The organism is Paraburkholderia sp. RL17-380-BIE-A (assembly GCF_046028085.1).
GTDB lineage: Bacteria > Pseudomonadota > Gammaproteobacteria > Burkholderiales > Burkholderiaceae > Paraburkholderia.
The window spans coordinates 1-24,021 of record NZ_JARESQ010000026.1; the positions used below are offsets into that span (position 1 = coordinate 1).

Annotated in this window: 14 protein-coding genes; 5 read left to right on the plus strand and 9 right to left on the minus strand. The window is 63.4% G+C overall.

Annotated elements, in window-relative coordinates; genetic code table 11:
- Positions 1-480: 480 nt before the first annotated feature.
- Both rpoD and P0D68_RS32125 read left to right on the plus strand, forming a co-directional pair.
- The gene (gene rpoD / locus P0D68_RS32120) at positions 481-2,478 is read left to right on the plus strand and encodes an RNA polymerase sigma factor RpoD (RefSeq protein WP_091804242.1); all 1,998 of its coding nucleotides are present in this window, start codon (positions 481-483) and stop codon (positions 2,476-2,478) included.
- A 388-nt stretch (positions 2,479-2,866) separates the two neighbouring features.
- Complete coding sequence (locus tag P0D68_RS32125) at positions 2,867-3,343, plus strand: PRC-barrel domain-containing protein (RefSeq protein WP_408303000.1); 477 nt, start codon at positions 2,867-2,869, stop codon at positions 3,341-3,343.
- 262 nt (positions 3,344-3,605) lie between these two features.
- Here P0D68_RS32125 and P0D68_RS32130 read toward each other — a convergent pair whose 3' ends face one another.
- The 8 genes from P0D68_RS32130 to amaB form a co-directional block, all read right to left on the minus strand.
- Positions 3,606-4,412, minus strand: coding sequence for a YfaP family protein (locus P0D68_RS32130; RefSeq protein ID WP_408303002.1), 807 nt, complete (start codon positions 4,410-4,412; stop codon positions 3,606-3,608).
- Positions 4,413-4,719: 307 nt separating this feature from the next.
- Positions 4,720-6,348, minus strand: a complete 1,629-nt coding sequence (locus tag P0D68_RS32135) for a DUF2300 domain-containing protein (RefSeq protein WP_408303130.1) — start codon at positions 6,346-6,348, stop codon at positions 4,720-4,722.
- Between the two features lie 166 nt (positions 6,349-6,514).
- Entirely contained in the window at positions 6,515-11,317 is a 4,803-nt protein-coding gene (locus tag P0D68_RS32140) for an alpha-2-macroglobulin family protein (protein WP_408303005.1), read from the minus strand.
- Complete coding sequence (locus P0D68_RS32145) at positions 11,314-12,207, minus strand: DUF1175 domain-containing protein (RefSeq protein ID WP_408303007.1); 894 nt, start codon at positions 12,205-12,207, stop codon at positions 11,314-11,316. The genes P0D68_RS32140 and P0D68_RS32145 overlap by 4 nt, the downstream gene beginning before the upstream one ends.
- The gene (locus P0D68_RS32150; protein ID WP_408303009.1) at positions 12,208-13,998 is read right to left on the minus strand and encodes a DUF2138 domain-containing protein; all 1,791 of its coding nucleotides are present in this window, start codon (positions 13,996-13,998) and stop codon (positions 12,208-12,210) included.
- A gap of 463 nt (positions 13,999-14,461) precedes the next feature.
- Positions 14,462-15,658 (minus strand): aminotransferase-like domain-containing protein, encoded by a 1,197-nt coding sequence (locus tag P0D68_RS32155; protein WP_408303011.1) that lies wholly within the window; start codon positions 15,656-15,658, stop codon positions 14,462-14,464.
- Between the two features lie 122 nt (positions 15,659-15,780).
- The gene (locus tag P0D68_RS32160) at positions 15,781-16,953 is read right to left on the minus strand and encodes an NAD(P)/FAD-dependent oxidoreductase (protein ID WP_091804265.1); all 1,173 of its coding nucleotides are present in this window, start codon (positions 16,951-16,953) and stop codon (positions 15,781-15,783) included.
- A 139-nt stretch (positions 16,954-17,092) separates the two neighbouring features.
- A complete protein-coding gene (gene amaB / locus P0D68_RS32165; protein WP_408303013.1) occupies positions 17,093-18,592 on the minus strand; it encodes an L-piperidine-6-carboxylate dehydrogenase in 1,500 nt (499 codons plus the stop codon).
- Between the two features lie 474 nt (positions 18,593-19,066).
- Between amaB and P0D68_RS32170 the strand changes: the two genes are divergently transcribed.
- Positions 19,067-19,435: a response regulator gene (locus P0D68_RS32170; RefSeq protein WP_408303015.1), complete on the plus strand. Its 369-nt coding sequence runs from the start codon at positions 19,067-19,069 to the stop codon at positions 19,433-19,435.
- Positions 19,436-19,596: 161 nt separating this feature from the next.
- Here P0D68_RS32170 and P0D68_RS32175 read toward each other — a convergent pair whose 3' ends face one another.
- Positions 19,597-20,439: an HTD2 family dehydratase gene (locus P0D68_RS32175; RefSeq protein ID WP_408303017.1), complete on the minus strand. Its 843-nt coding sequence runs from the start codon at positions 20,437-20,439 to the stop codon at positions 19,597-19,599.
- A 306-nt stretch (positions 20,440-20,745) separates the two neighbouring features.
- On the opposite strand from P0D68_RS32175, the gene P0D68_RS32180 reads away from it, so the two are divergent.
- Together P0D68_RS32180 and P0D68_RS32185 are read left to right on the plus strand one after the other, a co-directional pair.
- The gene (locus P0D68_RS32180) at positions 20,746-21,558 is read left to right on the plus strand and encodes a 2OG-Fe(II) oxygenase (RefSeq protein ID WP_408303019.1); all 813 of its coding nucleotides are present in this window, start codon (positions 20,746-20,748) and stop codon (positions 21,556-21,558) included.
- A gap of 314 nt (positions 21,559-21,872) precedes the next feature.
- A complete protein-coding gene (locus tag P0D68_RS32185; RefSeq protein WP_408303021.1) occupies positions 21,873-23,792 on the plus strand; it encodes an FUSC family protein in 1,920 nt (639 codons plus the stop codon).
- The last annotated feature ends 229 nt before the right edge of the window (positions 23,793-24,021 follow it).

Sequence of the window (24,021 nt, forward strand, 5' to 3'; positions counted from 1 at the left end):
GACAACGATTGACACATCGTCAACCCCCTTTTGTGAATTTTCTTTTGACCAAGCGCCGATCGACGCCAGAACCAAGCCGCCCCTATATATAGAGAAGTGGGACCAGCGAGCCCGCGTCATGTGAGAACGACCAAGTTACTCTATAGTGAGGAGCTTGAAATCCACCAATACGCACGCACCTTGGAACACGGACCCGACAACCGCTCCAAGCCCGACCAGCGGCGCGGGGATGCACCTGCAACAAACGCGCATGATGAAATGATGTGCACACAATGAGCGCGAAGGCTCAAGCTCGTATATAATGCGAGCCGCGCGAATTTCGCACATTTCTATCGGCCCGCTTCGAGCGGGCTCATCTTTTTTGCTCCCCAGAGCACAGCCAAACAACCGCGTTGAGTCACTCAGGTGATGTTGAGCCATGCTCGAAACGCCTGACGGTCGCGTCTTGCGTCTCATAGCGAAGCCTCTAGAGGAGAATACGTGAACCCTTTTGATCGCGAAGATTCGCAACACGAAACCGCCGGCTACGCCGCCAAAGCTCCCTCGGGCCGTACGGCCAAGGGCAAGGGCGCCGGCAAAGCGATCCCCGTGGCGGCCGAGCTGCCGCCGCAGCAAGCCGAAGAACGTCAGCGCCAGATGCGCGCGCTGATCCAGCTCGGCAAGGAACAAGGCTATCTGACCCACGCGCAGATCAACGACCATTTGCCCGACAACTTCGCGCAAACGGCGGCGATCGACAGCATTGTCAGCGCGTTCAACGACATGGGCGTGCAGGTCTACGAGCAGGCGCCGGATGCGGAAACGCTCCTGCTCAACTCGAACGCCCCCGCCGTGGTGTCGGACGATCAGGCGGACGAGGAAACCGAAGTCGCGCTGTCGACCGTCGATTCCGAGTTCGGCCGCACGACCGACCCGGTGCGCATGTACATGCGCGAAATGGGCGCGACCGAACTGCTGACGCGCGCCGGCGAAATCGCGATTGCCAAGCGCATCGAAGACGGCCTTCACGAAATGGTGCAGGCGATTGCCGCCTGCCCGCTCGCGATCTCGGCCATTCTGGCGAGCGCCCAGCAGGTTGCCGACGGCGAACTGCGCATCGACGAACTGGTCGACGGTCTCAATGAAGACACGGTCGCCGCCGAAGAAGACAGCGCTAGCGCGGACGCGTCGGCCGATGTCGACGCCGACGCGGACAGCGACGAAGACGAAGACAGCGACGACGACGTCGGCCCGGCCGACTCCTCGGCCGCAGACGAAGCACGCCTGAAGCAGCTCACGAGCGACTGCCTCGAAATTTTTGCCCAGGTCGGCATGTTGTCCGACCAGATGAACGCTTCGCACACACGCGGCGACGTCACCTCGAAGGCGTACCAGCGCGCGCGCGAAGAGATCCAGCAGCACCTCGCGAAGATCCGCTTCACGGCACGCACCATCGACCGCCTGTGCGGCGACGTGCAGCAACAGGTTGCTCAAGTTCGCGCGATCGAGCGCAACATTCTGCAAATCGTCGTCACGAAGAGCGGCATGCCGCGCGAGAAGTTCATCGAGTCGTTTGCCGGTCATGAGGCCGACCTCGGCTGGACGGAACGCGCCGCACGCTCGAATACATCGTACGGCGCGGCGCTGGAGCGTCATCTGCCCGCAATTCAGTCCGAACAGCAGAAGCTGATCGAAATCGAAGCAACGGTTTCGCTTCCGTTGAAGCATCTGAAAGAGATCAACCGCCAGATGGTCGCGGCCGAATCGAAGATGCGCAAGGCGAAGAGCGAGATGATCGAGGCGAATCTGCGTCTCGTGATCTCGATCGCGAAGAAGTACGTGAACCGCGGCATGCTGTTCCTCGATCTGATCCAGGAAGGCAACATCGGCTTGATGAAGGCCGTGGACAAGTTCGAATACCGTCGCGGCTGGAAGTTTTCCACGTATGCCACGTGGTGGGTCCGCCAGGCTGTCACGCGTTCGCTCGCCGATCAGGCTCGCACGATCCGCGTGCCGGTGCACATGATCGAAACGATCAACAAGCTGAACCGCATTTCGCGCGAAATCCTGCAGCAGACCGGTCAGGAAGCGCATCCGTCCGTGCTCGCGGAACGCATGGAACTCTCGGAAGAGAAGGTGCGCGGCATTCTGAAGATCGCCAAGCAGCCGGTGTCGATGGAAACGCCGGTCGGTGACGACGGTGACGCCACGCTCGGCGACATGATCGAAGACTCGGCAGCTTCCTCGCCGGCCGACGCAGCCATGCAGGCCGACTTGCGCGCCGCCATCGACGACGCGCTCGACTCGCTGTCGCCGCGCGAAGCCAAGGTGCTGCGCATGCGCTACGGTATCAACACGAAGTCGGACCACACGCTCGAAGAAGTCGGCAAACAGTTCGACGTGACGCGTGAGCGGATTCGTCAGATCGAGAGCAAGGCCATGCGCAAGCTGATGCATCCGAGCCGCGCCGACCGCCTGAAGTCGTTCCTCGACCGCTAAGTCAGCAATTAGGCCAGCAATTAAGCCAGTAATTGCGCTTGTCGTGCGTCACGCACGGCAAGCGCATCCCTCCTCCTACCTCAAGCAAGCAGCGAAATGATCCCGCAGTGGGTTCGCGCTGCCGCCCGCCTTCCAGCCGTATAGAACGCGCCAGACTCGCGCTGAAAAATCGCGAAAAGCGCCCGACGTCATTGCGCGTCCGCGCAACTTTCTCCAATACATCTCCCCGCAATTGCCGATCAGGCGCATGCACGTCCAGGCGTACTACGCCCGCCACATGCGGCAGCCACAGCCAATCGCCGCAAAGCGCGCCCGCGTCCATCATCCCCGCAGGCAACGGGCACAGTCGTTGCGCGCTCCTCTGTATACCTTTTATGAGGAGCAGATCATGACTACCCTCGATCCCCACATCCCGGCACCAGCCAGCACGCAAGGCGCAACTATTGTTGGCGTTGGTATCGGCGACGGCCCCGGACCGGACGTCATGGCCGCATCCACGCTCGACGGCAACAAGGTGATCTCGTCCGACGGCGAACATGTCGGCAAAATCTCCGACATCATGCTCGACGTGCGCGGCGGTCGGATCGCTTACGCGGTGTTGTCCACCGGCGGTTTTCTCGGCATAGGCGACACACTTCACGCTATCCCGTGGAGCGCGCTCACGCTCGATACGGACGACAAATGTTTCGTGCTCGACGCAAGCGCAGAACTGATCAAGAACTCGCCGGGCTTCGATAAGGATAACTGGCCTTCCATGGCGGATACGCAATGGGGCGCCACCGTGCACGAGTATTACAACCGTCGGCCGTATTGGGAAGCCACGCGCGACGTGGTGGAGGGGCGAGAATCGGACTCCGATCTTTGATTGGCGCATGGTTGGTCGGGATCAGGCCGTCAACCTGAGCGAGGAAAAGTGCCGCGAGCCGCTCTTTAACAGAAGGCGCGCATAGCGCTGAGTTTGTCCACGGCATTTGTCCACAGAAACTGTTCGCAAGCCTGTGGACAACCTGCGCATGACTCACGCAACTCGTTGAACGCATTGGCTTTCACCTGCGCGCTCTCAATGAGTCGCGGGTCTCACCGCTTGGCGGACATAGGTGTGGCTTCGCGGTATTACGGCAACACAGTTACGGCAACACAAACGTTTTCACGAGCGTCAATTCACCGGCCTTGCGCATAGGCACCCGAATCGTTTCGCTCTTTTCGTTCGGCGTATTCTCGTTCGTGATGATAGTGACCTGCGCGACGGTCATATCGGCGCCGCTATTGCCGCTGCCGTAGTAATTCACAAACACCAGATATGTGCCCTTCAACGGCGCTGCCGACGAGTAAATTTCCGGTCCATAGCCGGTCGTCACGTCGACGTCGAGCGCGCCGCCATTCGGCGCAACGCGCTCGCCGTACCAGGTGTGCGCGCCGTCGGGCGACACGACGTGCAAATCCAGATCGGTGCCGTCGGTGTCCCACGCGAGCAGCACACGCAGCTTCGGCTGGGTCTTGCCGCTGTAGGCGTCGTAGAACTGCACGCGTTTGCGGCTGCCGTCCGGCGCGCGCAGTTCGACGCCGTTACTGCCGGCAGGAAACGCGTAAGGCCGCGAGAACTTGCCGTCCTCTTCCACGCGCTGCGGCAATGGTGTGCCGTCGACCACGAGCGTGCCCACCGTGGTGCCCTTCTTCTTCGGCGTATTGCGGATCTGCCCTTCGATCAGCGCGAATCTGGACTGCCCTTCCGGCGTCGATACGGACACCGCCGGGTAATGCACGTCCTGCGTATAACGCTCGCTGTCACCGCTCGTGTTGCGCCAGCCATTCAACGGCGCGGCAAAGTCGATGTCGCTCGCATGCGCCGCCGGCGCTGCCTGCAGGCAGGCCAAACAGGCTATTGCGAACAACTTGTGACGCGCTTTCATCCAACCCGTCGTGTTGACCTTCATGTTCCTTGCTCCCATCCCGCTGTCAGAGTCGCTCGCTGTTCGCGAGCATCAGGTCGCCGATCTTGCGCAGCGGCGCGACCCTCGTTTTCATGCCATTCGTTCGGCGTGGTTTCGTGGAACCACTGCTTCAGCGTCGTCCCGATCACGTCGCCAACATGCGAAGCGCGCATCGACGTTGTAGCCGGTCGAATCGAAATCGCCCTGCTAATTCACATACAACAGTCACGCTTCACACCCGAACAGACGCCCGCATGACGCACCAAAGACGACCGGCTCAACAGACATAACGGCAAGCGCGTGACGATATTCATTGGATCGGATTGTCGGTACGAATCAGCGTGCGCGCGGTCCGCTCGACGAACGTCTCATCGAGACCACGCGGATGATGCTGGAACGCGAGGTGAATATATTCATGCGCCAACGCGATCCGATCCTCTTCGGTCTGCAAGCGATACACGTACACGCGATTGCGCTGCGCGTCGGCATACGGCCGCCCTTCTCGCACCGCGCACACCGCGGGCAGATCGGGGGTTTCGTAGCCCGCCGCGCCGTCCATGCGCCGCGCCCACAAAAGCGCGTTGCGCTGCAGCCAGGCCTGCGCGCCGGCCACCGCGATGCAGTCGCCCGATAACGGACTCTGGAACGACGTCAGCGTCGCTTGCGGCCAGGTGCGCGCGAGAATGGCGTCGAACGTCAGGCCGGTTTGAGCGGAGGCCTTCGCGGCCAGCCAACTCATCTGTCCCGGCGCGGCCTTGTCGTGGTGATACTGGACGGGCACGCCGGTCAGCACGAGCGCATCGGTCAGATCGGCGGCATGACGCGCGGCTGCCGTCGGCGCGCGCGGCAGGACGCGCTGCGTGCTGCTGCTGTCGTCGATACGCAAACAGCCGTGATCGTGGCTGCCATGTTGCACGACGTAGGTTCGCGCCGCGACGGCTAACGCCTTGGCCGCCTCCGGCTGGCTGGTGTCGCCTTCGCGCTCGACCACGCGCGCCACGTAGTCGTTCATGCCGAACCGGCCGACCACTTGCGGCGCGCCCACAGCATCGCGATCGAGCCGCAATTCGCCGCGGCTCGTCACGCGCGCCCAATTGCCATTCACAAAGCCGACCCGGAAATCCCCGCGCAATGGACCGTCCGTTACGGAGGCCGGCCCTTTATCGCCGAGCACTTCGCGAATCGGATAGCGGCTGAAGAAATCGACCAGCACGCAAGCCGTATCGTCCGGCACGGTGATCTGCGTGAGCAGCGGCGCGATGCGCGGCGCGGCGGCCGCCAGCACGCGCGCGCTGCCACCCGAACCGCCCAGCCACACCGGCGTGCCGTCGGCGAGCCAGCCCGCCGCGCCGCCAATCGAGGCACCCGGCCGCGCCGGATCCGGCATCGTCCAGGTCTTGGCGCGCAGGACACTGCCGTACAGCGACACCGTGCCTTCGCCGCGTCCGCTGGTCAGCACCGACACGAGCGTGCTCGCGGCCGCTTCGCGCGGCCGGCTCGGCATGGCCTGCAACGCGGCGAGCAATTCGGCTACCGGCACACGGCGCGCGGGCGTCATGGCGTGCAGATCGCGCAACCAGACGGGCGCGTGAGCGGCAGTCCAGTACTTGCGCCAGTCGGTGGAATCGAGTTGCAGGCGCGCGGGCTCGAAAAAGAGTCCGCACGACTGCACCAATGCATGTTCGCGATCGATGTGGCCGCCGGTCATGCAGCAATACACTTCTTCCGGGTCGTCGCCGTTGCAGGCGTAATCCGGCGCGGCGATGTTGCGATCCACCAGATAGCCATAGACGAACAGTTTCCACACGCTGCCGAGCGGCGTCTCAAGCGTGCGCGGTAAGTCATTCGCGGCCTGAGGCGAGAAGCCGACCGGCGTGCCGCTGCCGTCGGCTTGCCAAAGCTGGGCCTGGCCGTCGCGCAACCAGGCAAAGCGCAGCATCTGCGGCGCGGAGGCCGTGGCCGACACAGTTGAAGACGAAGCCGCCGCGTCCGTTGCCGTTCCGTTGAAACCGCACACCACGCTCACGGCGAGCGCGATCCGCAGCGTGGCTGCCAGACGATCGCTTAAAGGCCGTAGCGCGCGGAACATGGCGGTCTCGTCTCGCTTACTGGATGCGCAACGTCGTCACGCGATCGCTCTTGCCGCCTTCGAACGCCTTCGCGTCCGGCTGATACATGCGGAAGTACCGCGCGGGCGGCAGCGCGAACGTGCCCGGTAATGCGAAGCGCACCAGTTGCCGCAGCGTGACCGGCCGGTCGAGCAACGGCACGGGCTGGTGATATGCGAGCTCGCCCATCTCGTAGGACGCCACACGTTGGAACGGCTGCGGACCGCTCACGCCCTCTTTCGCGCCCGGCAGCCCGTCGATCGACACGCCCCAGCTCGTCGCCTCGACATCGCCGCCCGGCGGCAGCGGCACGTCGAGCAAGCCGTAGTGGTACGCGTTGCCCGAGCGCGGCGTGAGCGTGACTTCGTCGACGTAGAGCGCATTGCTGTCGATCGCATCGCCCTGCTTAACCGGACGCGCGGTGAACGCGGAGCGGCCCACCTGGCTCTCGGCCGCCGCATCTTTTTTCTTCGGATCGGCTGCGATCTCGACCGGTTCGAGCTTGTAGAAACGCCGCGCAACAGTGATGTTCAGACGGCTGTCCTCGCTCGTGTGACTGCGGAACGAGACCAGCGCGTTGACGTCAGTGCGCGCGGCGCCCGTGTCGAGCGTGGCCGGCAGCGTCGCGCCGGTCCACTTGTAGGTCGGCGTGCCGGTGGGCGTCGCGGCGCGCGTCCAGCCCGCGCCTTGCAGCGACGGCAACGACGCCGCCGCCACCTCGCCGCCCAATGCCTTGCGCAACCACAGGAGCGTCAGCGCGCGATCGAGCGTCGGGTAATCGGCGCTGCTCTTCGCGAGCAAAGCCGATGCATCGACTGCCGCGCCGCCGTCGCCGCCGGACATGACCAGCAGGCTTTGCACGAGCGGTGCCGGATCGCTGCTCAACGCAGTACGCGCGGCGCTCGCCGCAGCGTCGAAACCATCGGGCAATTGAGCATTCGCGCTGCGCGCCATGCTCGCGATCAGCAGCGTTGCCATCTGCTTGCCGCGCGGCGAATCGGCTTGCGCGAACACGATGCTGTCCGACGCGTTATACGTGCCGTTGCGCGCCGGCGCATTGGCCGTGGCCACCGCGTCGCTCATCAGGTCGGCGGCCACGCCCGACACTGGCGTCGCAACCGGCAAGCCCATCTGCTGCATCAACCACAAGGCCAGTGCGCGATGCAGCAGCGGCTCTTTTGCACCCGCGTCCCGATAGACGTCCATGGCATGCTGCCAGTTGTCGGCGGGCAGGCTGATGCCGAGGCTGCGGCTCGCGAGCCAGTCCGCGTAATACGCGTAAGCCGTGATCAGCGCGCTGCCGCCGGTGGTATCGCCCCACCAGCCGAAGGTGCCGCCGACGCCCGCCAGCATGGCCAGACGCTGCCGCTGATTGCGCAGCAGCGCTTCGAGCCCTTGCGTCGAACTCGCGTTGTCGGCGTGGCCGATCGCATCATGCGCGAGCGCGAGCGGAATCAGGCGGCTCGAAGTCTGCTCGGCGCAACCGTACGGATAGGCGATCAGATCGTCGGCGACGCGCATGAACTGGCTCTGCGCGCTGCCAATGAATCGCACACTGACGTCCTGCGCGTCTTGCGGCAGATTGAGCGGCTTGTTCGTGCCGTCGAGCGCCAGCGTGCTCTGATGCAGATCGAGCCAGCCGCTCGCGTCCAGATGAATCGTGGTTTGCAAACGATCCACATCTTTACCCGCGCTGCGCAATGTCGCGTTGATCACGCCATCTTTCAGCGCGCCGCTCGGCAGGCGCAAATAGTTCGCGCCACGCTTGAGCGTGACCTTCTGATTCAACGAAAGGCCGCCGCCCTCCACGACCCACTGCGCGTCCATGTCCGCGTCGGTCTGATTGAAAGCGATCATGTCGATGGCGGGCTGATCGTTGACGCGGAAATGCGACGGCCCGCTCCACTTCAGATACAGCGCCTTGTCCGAGCGCACGTAGGCGGTACGCTGACCGACCATGCCATCCGGCGCCGCGGCGCGCACGGTAATGCGCCAGCGCGCCAGCGAATCCGGCATCCTGAACGTCATGGTGGCGTGACCGTTCGCGTCGGTTTTCAGGTTCGCTTCCCACGCGGCCGTGTCCTGATCGTCGCGGCGCGGCCGTTCGAGCACTTTCACACCGCGCTCGTTGTAGTTCGCGCGCTGTGGTCCGCCCGGCGCGCCCTTCAACGGCGAGCGCGCGAGGTCGTAGGTGATGAACGACAGGCTCGACGAAGTCCGCACGTTATTCCGGCGCGGGTGATAGAAAAAATCGACGATATTCGGCGCGATCTCCGGCTGTAACACGTAGACCATCTCATCGACCACGCTCACGGTCAGGTTCGCCGCTTCCGGTTTGCCGTTCACCGTGCTGTCGAGATTCAGGGTGACTGTGTCGCCGGGACCGTACACCGGCTTGTCGCTCTTCACGTTGAGTTCAATCTGCGGTTGAGCGACCACGATGCCCGCGTTCTGGAACACGTATTCGCCGGCGTGCACGTACAGCACCGAGAACGTCATGTTCGGCGCGAAATCAGCGCCCACCTTGATACGCGCTTTCCATTGCGACGGCGCGACGCGTTGCAGTTGCAGCCAGTCGCCGCCTGCCGTCAGCAGCGCGCGACGTTCCACGTTGTCGCGTTCGAGCGTGAGCAACGCGTCGTCGACCGGCATCGGGAACGTGATCAGCGCTTCGGCGGTATCGCCGATCTTGTACCTGTCGCGATCGAATACGATCTCGACACTGCCCGGAATCGCCTTCACGCCGTCGCCCGCAACCCAATGGCTGGCGGCGGCGAGCAGGTTGCCCTGGTCATCTTTGACCGACAGCATGTACGAGCCCGGTTCGTCGAATTGCACCGGGAACGACAGCTTGCCGCCCGCGCTCGTGCCCTTCAACGCGCCTTCGCCATGCGTTTGCGATTCGAGACGCGTCCATTCGTATTTCGACGGCGCATGCGAAGCGGGATCGATCGCACCAAGCGCCTGCAGATCGAAGCTGACCGATTCCTTCGGTTGCGAGAACGATTTGGCCGTGGTCAAACGATACGGTGTCGCGCCGCGCGCGATCAGCACTTCACGTGTCACTCGCACCTTGTACGCCGCGCCGTCCTGCGCGAACAGCGTCAACGCATAGCGGCTCGGCTCCTTCGCGGCCGGCAGCGTGAGACTCGCATTGCCGTCGCTGTCCGTCTTCAACTCCTGCTGGTCGAGCTTGACCGGGAACAGACCCGCATAACGCAATTCGCCGTCGACGATCGTCACTTTTTGCGCGCGCAATGTGACCGAGATCTTGCTATCGCGCACCGGCTTGCCGTCCGGATAGCGCAACTGGATCTTGCCCTTCAGCGCCTCGCCGGTCGCATAGTCGGCTTTATCCATCGAGAGGTTCACGTCGAAGTGCGGCTTCACATATTCGGCGACGCGAAATGCACTGCCGTATACATCGCCGTTGTAGTCGAAGCGCAACGTGTAGCCGCCGGCGGTGGCGTCGGCGGGCAGTGTGAACGCGGTATCCGCGCCCGTGTCGGAAGCGAAATGCACCTTGCTGCTCGCCACCGGCGCGCCGTTTGGATCGAGCACGTCGAGCTTGAGATCGGCCTCGGCGGGCGCGGACGATTGCGTCGCGTTCTGGAACGTGCGGCCGATGAACTTCACATGTACCGGATCGCCCGGCCGGTACATGGGCCGGTCGGTGACCGCGTAGATCTTCGTGTTATAGATCTCGCTGTCGTAATAGAAATTCTCGGAGACGAACACACCGCCCTGCGGATCGGTGCCGAGCACATAGCTGCGCTCGGGGCTCACGTGTTGCAGCACCAGCGCGCCGTCGTTGCCGGTCGTGCCGCTTTGCAGGACGCCCACGCCGTCGGTCCAGTTCACTTCCGTATTCGCGACCGGCTTGCCGTTGTCGCGCCGCGTGGTCCATACCAGCATGCCGTTCGGCGCGGCTTTGACGACCGCCACCGTGTCGGACACGAACAAGAGCGTATGCGCGCGATAATTGCCGATCACCGCCTCGACGATATAAAGCCCCGGCGGCAGCTTGCCGACCGGAATCATCGCGTTGCCTGCGCTGGCTTCGATAAAGTTACTGCTACTGCCCGCGAGATTCACACCTTTGGGCGGCTGGATCACTTTTGCGTCCCAGATCGGATAGCGGAAACGCGCGACCATGGCGTAGCCTTTGAGCGGCGCGAATTGCGAGTTCGGCTCGAATTGCGTCTGCTTGCCGGTCTGCTCGCCGAGCCTGAATTGCGGCGCAGCTTCAGTCGCCTTGCTGCGGGTCGCGAAAGACAGCACACGCTGCCACGCGCGGCGCGCTTCGGTGAACCAGCGGTCCCACAGATACGCGAGCGTATTCGCCAGCCCTTCACCCTGATAATTCGGCGCGACATTCAGCCGGTGCAGATTCTTCTGCGCCTTCAGAAAGTCGAGCGGCTTCGGCACGCGATACACGACGATATCCGCGCCGCCGTACGCCTGCAACGCGTCCTTGAAATCGCGGCCGGGCGCTTCGAGCCGCACCTGCGCGAGTTGATCGCTGGCGAAGCTCGCGTCCGAGAGCAGGAAGAACGGCTGACCGTCGACCTTCTGCGAACTGAAGTTGCTCGACGGCGCCGTCTGCAACGTTGGATTTCCTGCGATGTTGGCATCGGCGGCGGTGTTCGACGCTTCGTCGTCCGCATAAGCAGCCGGTGCGACGGCGAACGTCATGGCCGCGAATAAGACGGGAAGCAGCGCCGCGAACGCGCATGCCGCGCGACGGCGCGCGTTGCCCAACCAACCTCGTGATGGCGTGACGGAAATCATTCGGGTCATGGTGTCAGAAAGTCCAAACGAAACACGCCGACGAAATTCGGATTGCCGTCGAGCGGCTGCCAGCGGGAATCTTTCCATTGCATCAGGTCGGAAACGGCCACGGCGCGCAGACCGGTATCGGTCGGCGTGACGGTGCCTGTGTGATAAGCGATGTAGCGATCCAGCCAGATCATCAGATGCTGGTCGTCGCCCTGGTCGAAGAACAGCAGATCACCAGGCAGCGCCTGGTTCACGTCCTTCGAAACAAAACGGCTGTTGCGTTGAATCAGTGCGATTGCCGATGCGTACGCGCCGGTGGAACCATCGAGCTGCGTCCAGCGGTTGGCGATCGTGCGCTGCGCTGCGGACAGTTGCAGTTCGGGCGGCATGCTGCTGGTATCCGCGAGACTGGTCATGCCGTTGGCGCGCAGCCATCGGGTGTCGTGCGGCCTGAGCGTCTCGCCGACCGCGAAGCGCACGAGCCCCGCGCAGTCGCGTTGGGTCCAGCGCGGCGTGGGTCCGCGCCGCATCTGCTGGTCGACGATACGCACGAACCACGCGCGAAATGCCGCCGATTGCTGCGGTGAGAGTGCGTCGGGGTCGGGCGATGCGGTGGTGCTGGTGAGCGCGTGCGCGTAGGGTGAGTAGGGCGCGAGGCTCGCGACGGCGAATGCATATGCAACGCGTGCGAGCCACGCGCGGCGCGAGGCGGTGGCGGCATGGCGTGCGACAGGCGCGGTATGCGTGGACTGCGCAACATGCGCGGTCTGCGTCGACTGAGCAGCATGCCCGAACTGCGCGGCATGCGTCGGCTGCGCGGCATGCGCTGGCCTTGCAGCGACCGTGCCTTGCGGCGCGCGCTCAGGCACGCACGTCGCGACTGTCGCGTCGGGTACGCGAAGGCGGCGCACTCAGTCGCCCTCGGTGCCGGGTTGATCCGCGGGCGTATCCGCAGCGCTTTCTGTCGAACCGGCGCCGGCTTTCGCGCGATCGAACCACCACTCCACCGGCACCCAGCCCGTCGAGCCCGGCAGGTTTTGCGGCAGCGTCAGCGAGACCGGCGGGTAATGAGCGAGCGCGTGCAGCTTCGGCACGAGATGCGTGCGCGACGCGTTGCGGAACACCGCTTCCTGATCCGCCGGCAACGCCGCGCCCGCCTCGCGTTCGATCAGCGCGGCGGCCGAAGAAGGCGTGAGCGTCAGAATCGTGCGCGGCAGACGCTGCGGCGCGAGCGTATCGGCCAGCGCCGGATAGCGCTTGTCGAGCACCGCGAGCGTGTCGTCGACGAGTCGGCCGTCCGGCGAGAAGATCAGATAGCCGTGCGCGAGGGCGAGCGTAACCGGAAAATAGCGCTCCGCCGACAACTGCGACGCGAACGACGCCTTGCTCGTCAGTGCCGTGCCCGACCGCGCGCTGACGGGCCGCTGCCACACGGTGACATCCGCGCTCTGGTCGCGCGTGGAGACGGGCAAGCGGCGATAAGCCGACGAGTCCGCGCCGTCCGTTTTGGCGGCCTTCGCTTCATAGGCGCCGATCACATCGCCGAAGGTCTTGCCGAGCGCCGCCTTCAATGCGGCGACACCGGCCGCGTCCTGCTTCTTCACGCGCGCGACGAACACCGGGGCGACCAGCGTGGACTTCGCATACCAGCACACCGCCGCGGGACCGGCGAGCTGATCGCCAATCGCGGCAGCGTTATCCGCGTCGCCGGCCACCTTGCCCAGCAGACCCGAGGCTTCTTTCCAGTCCGCCGGCAAACTCGTGCAGGCCGCCGGATTGGCTGGCAACGCGCGCCACAAATCGGCGCTGTTCCACTGCTGCGGCAACTTGCCCGGGTCGATCAGCGCCGAGGTTTGCCAGTTCGCCGCTGCACGTCCCGAAGCATTCGACGAAAAATCGAAGCGCAGTGCGTCGATGCCGGAGAAGAACGCCTGATAACCGAACGACAGATAGTTGGCCGACACCACCAGCCGGTGACCCTTCGGCGCCTCGCCGGGTGCGTCGAGCTGATAGGCGCGCGCTGCATCGTCGCGGCCCGAGGAGAGCATGTCGGACACCGCATCGGCCCGCTCGCCGAGCAGGCCGCCCTTCTCGTCGAGCAGCACGCCGGGTGCGGACAGTACGACCAGCCGGTCGTCCTTGCTGGCGAACAGCAGCGTGCGGCCTACCGCCAGTTTCAATGCGTAGACCGGCACGTCGCCGGAGAGCTTCGCCACCTGGCTCAATTGCGCGTCGCTCGTGGCGACATTGCCGACGCCTTGCAGCAGCTTGGCGAAACCGTTGCGATGCATCGACATGACCCAGTAGCCGAGGCGGCCGTCAGGCGAGCGCCACAGCAGCACGTGCGCGGGTTCGTCGAATACACGGCGGATCACTTCGTCGCGCCAGTCGAGCTGATGTTCGAACGCGAGCCGGCGCAGCGCGCCCTCGGCGGACAGCCGCGTATTGCTCGATTCGTAGTAGTCGACGAAGTCTTGCGTGAGCACGTCGTGCAGCAATGGCACGCTCAGAATGTCGCGCGGCAAATGCGAGAGCGATTCACTGTCGATCACCGCGTCAGGGTGATGAATGTCGAGGACGATTTCGCCATTCCCGGCGGCTTTGCGATGCGCAAATGGACGCCACACCGCCTCAATGACCACGCCGGCCACAACCAGAAGACCGACAACCAGGATTGCAATCTTTTTTCGCGACATCTTCATCTGATTTCTTCTGGTTCGATGCGACGGTATTAACGGGAATGCCCGGCGGATTAAACCAGCGGGATCATGGCCGAAGGCAGCGATGATAACCGATATTTTTAACGCAAAACCAACGGCACTTCCTATTTAACAGTCGTGCCACTTCAAGGTTTGACAAAAATCGGACACACGTCTAATTAAGACGATTGGGAACCGAGTCCATTCGATGCGGCGATCTGATTCGCCAAACCGGCACGAACAGGATCGGAGATTATTTGCTAGGCATGCACGCCCCTTGCGTCCAGCGCGCCGTGAATAATGCCTTTATCCGTGAACGGTCATGCAAGGCATTACGGTACGCGGGTTTTATGCTAAATCCACGCAATTAAACGCGCATGTAAAAAACCCGGCGGCACAGAGAGTGCCCGCCGGGTTAATTGCGCATCGCGCTTACTACTTTGATATCGATCTGTCTTAGCCGCTGTCAAAACCGTTCGAGCGCCTGTTTCATTCTCTGCACGCCGGTTTCGATATCGGCTACGCCGGGCGCGGCAAACGACAAGCGCAGCGCGGCGGTATCGATATTGTCTTTATAGAAAGCCACGCCCGGCACAAACATCACATTGCGCTCGATACAAGCGCGCAGATAATCGGACGCATTCTGACCGGCTTTCAGTCGCGCCCACACGAACATGCCGCCAGCCGGGCGATGAAACGCAATGTGCTCCGGCAGTTGCGCTTCCAGCGCGTCGCACAGCGTGCGGCATTTCACGGCATAGGCGTCGACGATGCGCGGCAAATGCCGCTCGAGCGCGCCGCTTGCGAGGTACTCCGCGGCAATCGCCTGGGTCCACGGCGAGCTGCACAGGTCGACCGTCTGCTTGGCGACCACGCAACGGCGCAGAATCTCCGCATGCGCGAGCATCCAGCCAACGCGCAGGCCGGGCGCGACGATCTTCGACAGACTGGAGAAATGCACGACCCAATCGCGTGAACCCGGCACCTGCTCGCTCAACGCGAGCAGCGAAGGCAGTGCTGCGCCGCTGAAGCGCAGATCGCCATAGGGATCGTCTTCGACGATCAGAAAGCGGTAACGCGCCGCCAGTTTCAGCAACGCCATGCGACGTTCGAGCGACAAGGTCGCACCGGTCGGATTGGCGAAGGTGGGCACGGTGTACAGCAGCTTCGGCGCGCGGCGCAGCCTGCCCGACTCGAGCTGCGCGGCGAGTGCGTCGACGTCGAGGCCATTCTGATCGACGGGAATCGTGACCACATCGGCCTCTTGCAGCTTGAGCGCCTGCAAGGTCGCGGGATAGGCGGGCTGTTCGACCAGCACCACGTCGCCGGGCGCGACCATCACGCGCAGCAGCAGATCGAAGCCCTGCTGCGAACCGGTCGTCACGAGCAATTCCTGCGGCGTGCAAGGGGTGCCTCGGCGCATCATTAAATGCGCGAGTTGTTCCTTGAGGACGACGAGGCCGTCGGTGGGGCCGTATTGCAGGCAAAGCGTGGAGTGCTGTGTCGCCCGTGCCGCGGCGGCGTCGAGTCCTTCACGATCGAATAGATCGCTCGCCGGATAGCCGCCGGCGAACGAGATCATGCCGGGTTGCGCCAGATACTTGAAAAGCTCGCGAATCGGCGAACCGGTCGGTGCTTCGAATGCGGGATTGAACGTGAACATGGTGACGGGCCGCTTATCTCTAGAGGGAGGATCGGCGTCGATTGTGGCCAGTGTCAGAGTGAGCGGCAAACGATATCTACGCACTACGTATTGCGTTTTTCGCATCACCCCGGCGCGCGCGGCTACACCACGTTTTTCTCCACGATAGGCCGGTTTTCGAGCACTCGCGTGAAACTCAACGAGCCCAGATCGAGCGTCGTATAGCGGCCATGCAGAATCAGTTCGCTGATGCCGCGGCCCGTTGCGGGTCCTTGCTGCAAACCGTGTCCGCTAAAGCCGTTGGCGAAAATACAGTTATCGACATCCGGGTGGTAGCCGATGATCGCGTTCTGATCGAGCACGTTGTATTCGTAGTAGCCAGACCAGCAATTCTGCACACGCAGCGCTTCGAATTGCGGCACGCGATGCGCGAGCGTCGGCCAGATCACATCGTCGAATAGCGCGTGATCGACTTCGTCGAGCGGCAGATCGTCGGGGTCGTTATCCGCCGAGGGTGACGTCCCGCAGATAAACGATTTGCCTTCCGGGCGGAAATACACGCCGGTCGGATCGATCAGCAACGGACACCGTTCGAGCTGCCCCGGCGAGGTGACATTGAAAATACTGCGGCGCCGCGCATAAACCGGAATGTCGATACCGGCCATCTGCGCGACTTTGCGTGACCACGCGCCGGCCGCATTGACCACCACGTCGCAGGCATAGGTCTCGCCGTTCGCGGTCTGCACGTGAGTCACGCGTTTGCCGTCGCGCTGGAGTGCGGTGACGTCCGCCGCGATGTAGCGCGCGCCGAGCGATTGCGCCTTCTTGCGCAGCGCCTGCACGAGCCCGTAGCCGTCGAACCAGCCTTCGCCACTTTCACCGTATGCACCGGCCACGAGGTCTTCTGTATTGAGCCAGGGAAAGCGCGCTTGCAATGCAGCTTTGTCCAGCAGACTGATATCGGCGCCGAGACTTTTTTGCAGTGCGTGATTCTCACGCAGCGTCGTCTCGCCGGCCGGCGTCGCGAGGAACAGGTAGCCGCCTTCGTGCAGATCGATCGACGGTTTGGCGCCGTCGACTTCGAGCCGTTCACCAATCGAGCGCAGAAACTCGATGCCGAACAACGACATCTGAATGGAAAGTGGCGTGGAGAATTGCTGCCGGATCGACGCCGCCGATAAGGCCGACGACGAGCGCGCATAAGTCGGATCGCGCTCGATCACCGTGACGCTGACTGTCGGATCGGACAGCCGCAAGAAATACGCGATCGAGCTGCCGATCACCCCACCGCCGACGATCACGACTTTGGAACTCACGTCTTACCCCACGAGTAGCGTGGCCGCTCTTAACGCCGGCGGCGCAAACGGATTGCTGAAGAAGGTTGGGCAAAGCCGCAGCGGCGCGTGAATGCGCCGCTGCCTGTTACGGATAAACGAACGGATTGCGCGAGCGGTATCAGCCGATATTGAAGTCGATACCTTGCGCGAGCGGCAATGCCGACGAGTAGTTGACCGTGTTGGTCGCGCGGCGCATATAGGCTTTCCACGCGTCCGAACCCGACTCGCGGCCGCCGCCGGTTTCTTTCTCGCCGCCGAACGCGCCGCCGATTTCCGCGCCGCTCGGCCCGATGTTGACGTTCGCAATGCCGCAGTCGCTGCCCGAGTCGGACAGGAAGCGTTCAGCTTCGCGCAGATCGGTTGTGAATACACACGACGACAGACCGTGCACCGCCGCGTTGTTCGCTTCGACCGCATCGGCGAAATCGGTGTAGCGCAGCACGTACAGAATCGGTGCGAACGTTTCCTTCAGCACCACCGCCGTTTGCGACGGCATTTCGACAATCGCCGGACGCACGTAGTAGCCGCCTTCATAGCCCTTCACGTCGACACGCTCGCCGCCGAAGACCTTGCCGCCTTCAGCCGTGGCCTGTTGCAGCGCTTCCTGCATGCGGCCATACGATTGCTTGTCGATCAGCGGACCCATCAGCGTGCCCTTTTCGAGCGGGTTGCCGATCGGCACCTTGCTGTACAACTGCTTCAGACGTTCGATGGTTTTGTCGTACACGCTTTCGTGCACGAACAAACGGCGCAGCGACGTGCAACGCTGCCCGGCCGTCCCGACCGCCGAAAACAGAATGCCGCGCATGGCGAGTTCGTGATCCGCCGTTTGCGTGACGATGCCCGCGTTGTTGCCACCGAGTTCGAGCAGCGAGCGGCCGAAGCGCTTCGCCACTTCCACGCCGACGGTGCGGCCCATTTCCGTGCTACCCGTGGCGCTGACAATCGACGCGCGCGGATCGGCCACCAGCTTTGCGCCCACATCGCGGCCACCGTTGATCAATGCAGTGAGGCCGGCCGGTGCATCGCCGAACTCTTGCAGTGCCTCTTTGAGAATCTGATTCACGGCGAGCGCGGTAAGCGGCGTCTTTTCCGACGGCTTCCAGATCACCGCGTTGCCGCAGACCAGCGCGAGCGCCGCATTCCACGACCACACCGCAGCCGGGAAATTGAATGCCGAGATCACGAGGCAAGTGCCCATGGGATGCCACGTTTCAGCCATACGATGCCCGGGACGCTCCGAGGCGATCGTCAGACCGTACAACTGGCGCGACAGACCCACCGCGAAATCGCAGATGTCGATCATTTCCTGCACTTCGCCCATGCCTTCCTGGAGAATCTTGCCGGTCTCGAGCGTGATGATGCTGCCGAGCGCCTGCTTCTTCTCACGCAGACGGTTGCCTAGCAGACGCACCAGTTCGCCGCGGCGCGGCGCCGGGACGTTGCGCCAAACGGTGTACGCCTCTTTGGCCTGAGCGAGAGCCGTGTCGACTTCCGCCACGGTGTTGCTGGCCACGCGGCCAATGAGTTCGCCCGTGATGGGCGAATGAACCGCGATGTCGCCGGCTTGCGCCGCGTGGGCGATGCCGAGGTCGGCGAGAATGGTGGAAGCGTCCATGAAGATCCCTTTTATTTCCGATGCGAAACAAGAGTAAGTTCGGAAACTATACACGCGGGTTTTTCTGGCGGCAAGGGTATTTGCCCGGGAACGGCGGCCTAAAGACTCCTAAAGGCTTACTGAGCTTGAGTAACGCACGGAGCGAATGCATCGCTGCCAGCTTTCGCGTGCGTCGGCGCCGGAGCAGCGGGCACGCGCCGGTCGCATCACGTTCGTTTCTTATTGGAAATAGGGGCTGCCTTTGGTGGCATCATGGAATCGCCATGCATGATGAAAGCAGAGGTTGACGCGCCCTCAGCGCTCACAAGACAAAGGCCAAATAAACTGGCACGAATCAAGTGTCAGGCACGACCCTTGCTTTTTCTTGCGGCTCGACAGGACCACAACGCGTGGCAATTCAGCCCGCTCCCCTGTCACGACTGGCACCACGAACATCCGGGGCCCAGTCCAACCGACATTTCAGGCATAAGCATTATGAGTCGCGTATTACTGGTCGACGACCAACCCGAGGCATTGTCCGCGCTGCGCGCCGTGCTGGTCGGCCGTGGTTACACGGTCGCCACGGCGGCGGACGGCGCCGAAGCTTTTGAACGACTGCAACGCACGCGCGTCAGCGCCGTGGTGTGTGACTGGCGCATGCCCAATATGGACGGCGCCGAGCTGATCGAATCGATGCAGGCGCGCAGTGAACTGGCGTCCGTACCCGTCATTCTGACAAGCGGCAGCGGCGAGGCGCCCGCGTTGCCCGTCAAAGGCTTTCTCAGGAAACCGTTCGCGCTGGACAAGCTGCTCTCATTGTTGGCCGAATGCGAAAGCGACGCGGCGCTGCCCGCTGCCTGCTGAACGCGGTGTTGCGATCGCGGGAGAGCATCGTCGATGCGCCCGCCAGCCGGACTCGCGCACAAAAGCGGGGCACGCGATGAACTCGTGAGCGCGGCCATGCGGCTTCACGGTGCGGTGACCTCCGAGCGCAATCGCGGCTGAACGAGCGAATCGCTTGAATCTCACGCAAGCGCCGCGGTGGCGCGCATAGTCAGATAGCCTTCGTGGTCTTTGGCCCACAGGTCGATGATCTTGCCGTCGGCGGATGGCTTGCCGCACACCGTGAACGCCTGACCCGCGAATGTCGGGCGCACCGCCTTGAAGGCGAAACTCTGCAGCGTGGCGTCCGGTTGTTCACGGTGCACCAGGTCGACCAGCAGCGTCGCAATCAATGGACCATGCACGATGAGCCCCGGATAGCCCTCGACCTCCGTCACGTACGGGTAGTCGTAGTGAATCCGATGGCTATTGAAGGTGAGCGCCGAGTAGCGGAACAGCATGACGGGGCCGGCATCGATCGTGCGACGCCACGTTTCCCCTTCCGGCGCGAGTTGCGCCTGCGGTGGCCGCGCGCCCTCCTGCGGTTCGTCGCGATAGACGATGTCGTGCTCCTCTTCGAGCTTCAGTTCGCCGCCCGCTTCAATGGTGTGCTGCACCGTGACGAACACGAGACGGCCGGACCGGCCGGTCTTGTCTTCGATATTGGCGATGGTCGAGGTCCGCGTGGCGCGCTCACCCACTTTCAGCGGCGCGTGAAACGTCAGACGGCCGCCGGCCCACATGCGGCGCGGCAGCGGCACGGGGGGCAAAAAACCGCCGCGCTTTGGATGGCCGTCGGGGCCGACCTCGGACATCGGCGCAGTCGGCAGAAAGTACAGCCAGTGCCAGAGCGGCGGCACGCTGTCGCCGTGTTCTTCGCGATCGAGCGTGGCGGCCATTGCCGTCAGCGGAAAGGCCGTGATGTTGTCTTCGGCCACCATCTCCTTGTCGAGCCAGTCGTCGAGTTTCTGCGGGGAAGCGGACATAGGCAAAGTCTCCGGATGTGCGTTGGGCTTAACAGGGTTTTACTATGAACAGGGCAGCACGTCGCGCGAAGTCGGCATTTCCAAAGCGGGCGTCGGGTTTGTCTAAAGTCCGCCGCACTGCCGGACTGCCGCGTGCGGAAGCGCACGCCCCCTGCCGGGGCTGGATCGTTCAGAACATCATGCACCCGTTGCCCGAGCAGCGACTGCGAAACGCGCAGAATTGAAGAGCAAGAGTCGGAGGGCGTGACAGAACGCCTGTACTTACACTCAATCATCGTTCTGGTAATAGCGTGATGGAGAGAGTTCATGGATACGATTGCGAAGGGTCAACAGTCGCACTCGCTGGAGTTGGAGTTCGGAGCCGGTGCGATCCAGAAGCCGAATCTCAAAGACGGTGAGGCGCAGACGGCCGGCTCGCTTGCGCAGCGCATCGGGTCGGTCGACTGGTTCGAAATAGAAGAAGGCTTGAACGCGTATGGCTGCGCGATGCTGCGTAATCTGCTCAGTGCCGGGGAATGCGATGCGCTGACTGCGCTCTACCCGCGCGAAGCCCTGTTCCGCAGCCGCGTCGTGATGGCGCGACATGGTTTCGGCCGCGGCGAATACAAGTATTTCGCTTATCCGCTGCCGCCGTTGATCGCGGATTTGCGTACCGCGCTTTATCCGTGCCTCGCGCCCGTGGCGAACCGTTGGAGCGAGGTGATGGGTATCGACGTCCGCTATCCGGCTACGCATGCGGAATTCATCGAACGCTGCCACGCCGCCGGTCAGACGCGCCCCACGCCGCTCATGCTTCAATACGCGATCGACGACTACAACTGCCTGCATCAGGACCTCTACGGCGAACACGTCTTTCCACTCCAGGTCGCAATTCTGCTGTCCGAGCCCGGCGCGGACTTCACAGGCGGCGAATTCGTCATGACGGAGCAGCGTCCGCGCATGCAATCGCGCACGGAAGTCGTGCCGCTCGGCAAAGGCGACGCGGCAGTGTTCGCGGTCCACCACCGTCCGGTGCAAGGGACACGCGGCGCGTACCGGGTGAATTTGCGGCATGGCGTGAGCCGCCTGCGCTCGGGCCAACGGCATACGCTCGGGGTGATTTTCCACGACGCGACTTGAGCCGGCCTCCGTTTGGCGGGCTTGCCGCAGTTAGTTACGCGTGCTGCTGCGCCGCCGCAAAAATTCGACTATCGTGATTTTGACCAGGTATGATTCGGGAAAACCCGAACCCGCCGGATGCGCTGCGCCACCCTTTGCAGCGTATGTCGGCGTGTCTGTTCGAGTGTCATCGCCCGTTGTCGGGTGGGGCTGTTAGCCGGTGATCCCGGCATGGCGGCCCAATCCGGCGATACAAAGCTGGCGGGCCCGCGCGCCCGCCTCGTCGCAGTCGGTCAAAAGCCGAAGGCGGCCAATTAGCCTGGACATCATCGATCATGATTGCTGCCGCGTTTTCGCGCGTCGCCGACCGCCTGCTTGCCGCGGATCCCGGACTCGTACGCCTCCATACTGCGCTGCGCGTTGCGCTTGCCTGCCTGCTCACCGGCGTGGCCAGCGTCGCGTGGACTGTCTCCGTCCACCAACCCATCACGCTCGCCGCACCCGGCATCCTCTTCGCAATGGTCGCGCCGCTGTTCGTGCGCGATGCGCGGCGGCCCGCATGGTTCGGCACGCTCTTCACCCTCTATCTGTGCGCCTGTGTGTGCTTCGCTACGGCGAGCGTGCTGAGCCGCTATCCGCTGGCCGGCGATGCCGGCTTCCTCGTCGTGATGTTCGTCGGCATGTTGTGCCAGGCATGCGGTCCGCGTGCGTTGGGATGCGCGATGCTGGGCGTGGTGTGTTTTTACCTCGGTCTGTATCTGCATCCATCGACGACGCATCTCGTGCAGTCGCTCCTGCTCTCCGCGTTCGGCCCGTTGATGGTCACGCTGGTGGGTCGCGTGATCGTACCGATGCGGCCCGCGACGAGCTTGCGCCTGGCTGTGCATACGGTCACGCTGCGCGCGTCGCGTGTGCTTCACGCTCCGGCGGCGGCGCATCTCTCGGCGTTGAACGAAGCTGCGCTTTCGCTCGAAGAACAGTTGGCGCTGTTGAATCCGTCCGATGCGGAAACGATTCGCGAACGGATCGTCGAAGTGGAAGTGGCCGCCGGGCAGTATGCGTTTGCATCGGGGCATGCGGATGGCGGCGGCGAGGCAAGTGCCGACGTGTTGCGTCACGCGATTGCGCGGCTCAGGGAAATTGCAAATCGAGGCCACATCGCTCGATTTGCTTCATCTGTACATGCAAGCGGTGCAACTGCGCTAACTGCGGCGCAGCGCCTCGCCGACTTGCGCAGCAAGCTCTGCTGGCTCCCCGCCACGCGCGCCACGACGGCTGCACTACTCGCGATGCTGATCGGTCACTCGCTTTCGCCGGAGCGCTGGTTCTGGGCGGTCATTACGACGTTCGTCGTCTTTCTTGGCACGCGCTCGCGCGCCGATACGGTGTACCGCGGCGCGCAGCGCCTCGTGGGGACGCTGGGCGGTGCGCTCGTCAGCGTTTCGCTGGTCGCGCCGCTGCAGGACTCACCGGTTTTGCTGGTCGCCGCGATGGTGCTATGCGTGTTCGGCTGGGCTTACTTCATCCTGAACGCGTATGCGCCGGGTGTGTTTTTCATCACCGTGCTCGTGGGGTTGGTCTACGGCGAGTTGGGGTTCGCAATGGGCCCGCTGGTCGAGATACGAATTGAAGAAGTGCTGGTGGGCTGTGTCGTGTCGTTCGCCGTCGCGATACTGATGATGCCGCTCGCGGCGACGCGGCATGTCGAGACGAGGCTGAGTTCGGTGCTGGGCGCGTTGCGCGAGGTGGTGCGGCTCGCCGGGGCGGGTGCGCTAGCGGCTGATGCGGTTCCGGCCATGCGTCAGCTCGATCGCAGTTGGCACGACCTGCGGATCGCGCTGCGACCGCTGCAGACGCAGCGCGTGGTGGTGTGGAATCCCGATGTCGAACTGGCCACCGGCTCGCTGCTGTGTTGTCTGCATTGGGCGCGAGTGTTGAGCGATTCCGCGCGACGCGGCGGGTTGCGCGAAGAGGTGGCACTCAATGCGGCGGAGGTGGGCGCGGCGCATGTCGATTCGATCGTGGCGCGGCTCGATTCGTTGATTGCGCGGTACAACGGCGCCGTGGTGCGCGATGCGTGGGGTGGGCGGGATGAGCTTGCATCGGTGACGACTGCCGCTCATGTTGATGCACGTAAGGCGCCGGCACTCGCGCAACTGGATGGCGCTGTCGCGCAGTTGTTCGATCGGTTGACACGGCCGGCGTCGGATGCGCGGAGGGTGTTTAATTGGGCGTTGAGGGGGCGGGGGGTTTAGGAGTGCCGGGGGTGGTGTAAAGCTCATTGGCGATGAGGTTACGAGGAGCGGAGCCAGCGGGTTTGGATCAAGTGTGTAAGCGACCAACTTTTGCAGGCTCTCGTCGTAGTTCAGAACCACGGAATACGGCGGATGTTTAGCCATCGATAACCTCTGCATTCTTGATATCTTGCAAACGCTGTTGGCATGCACGGCGCTTGTAAGCGACGGCTCGTCAGGTCGGCGAGCG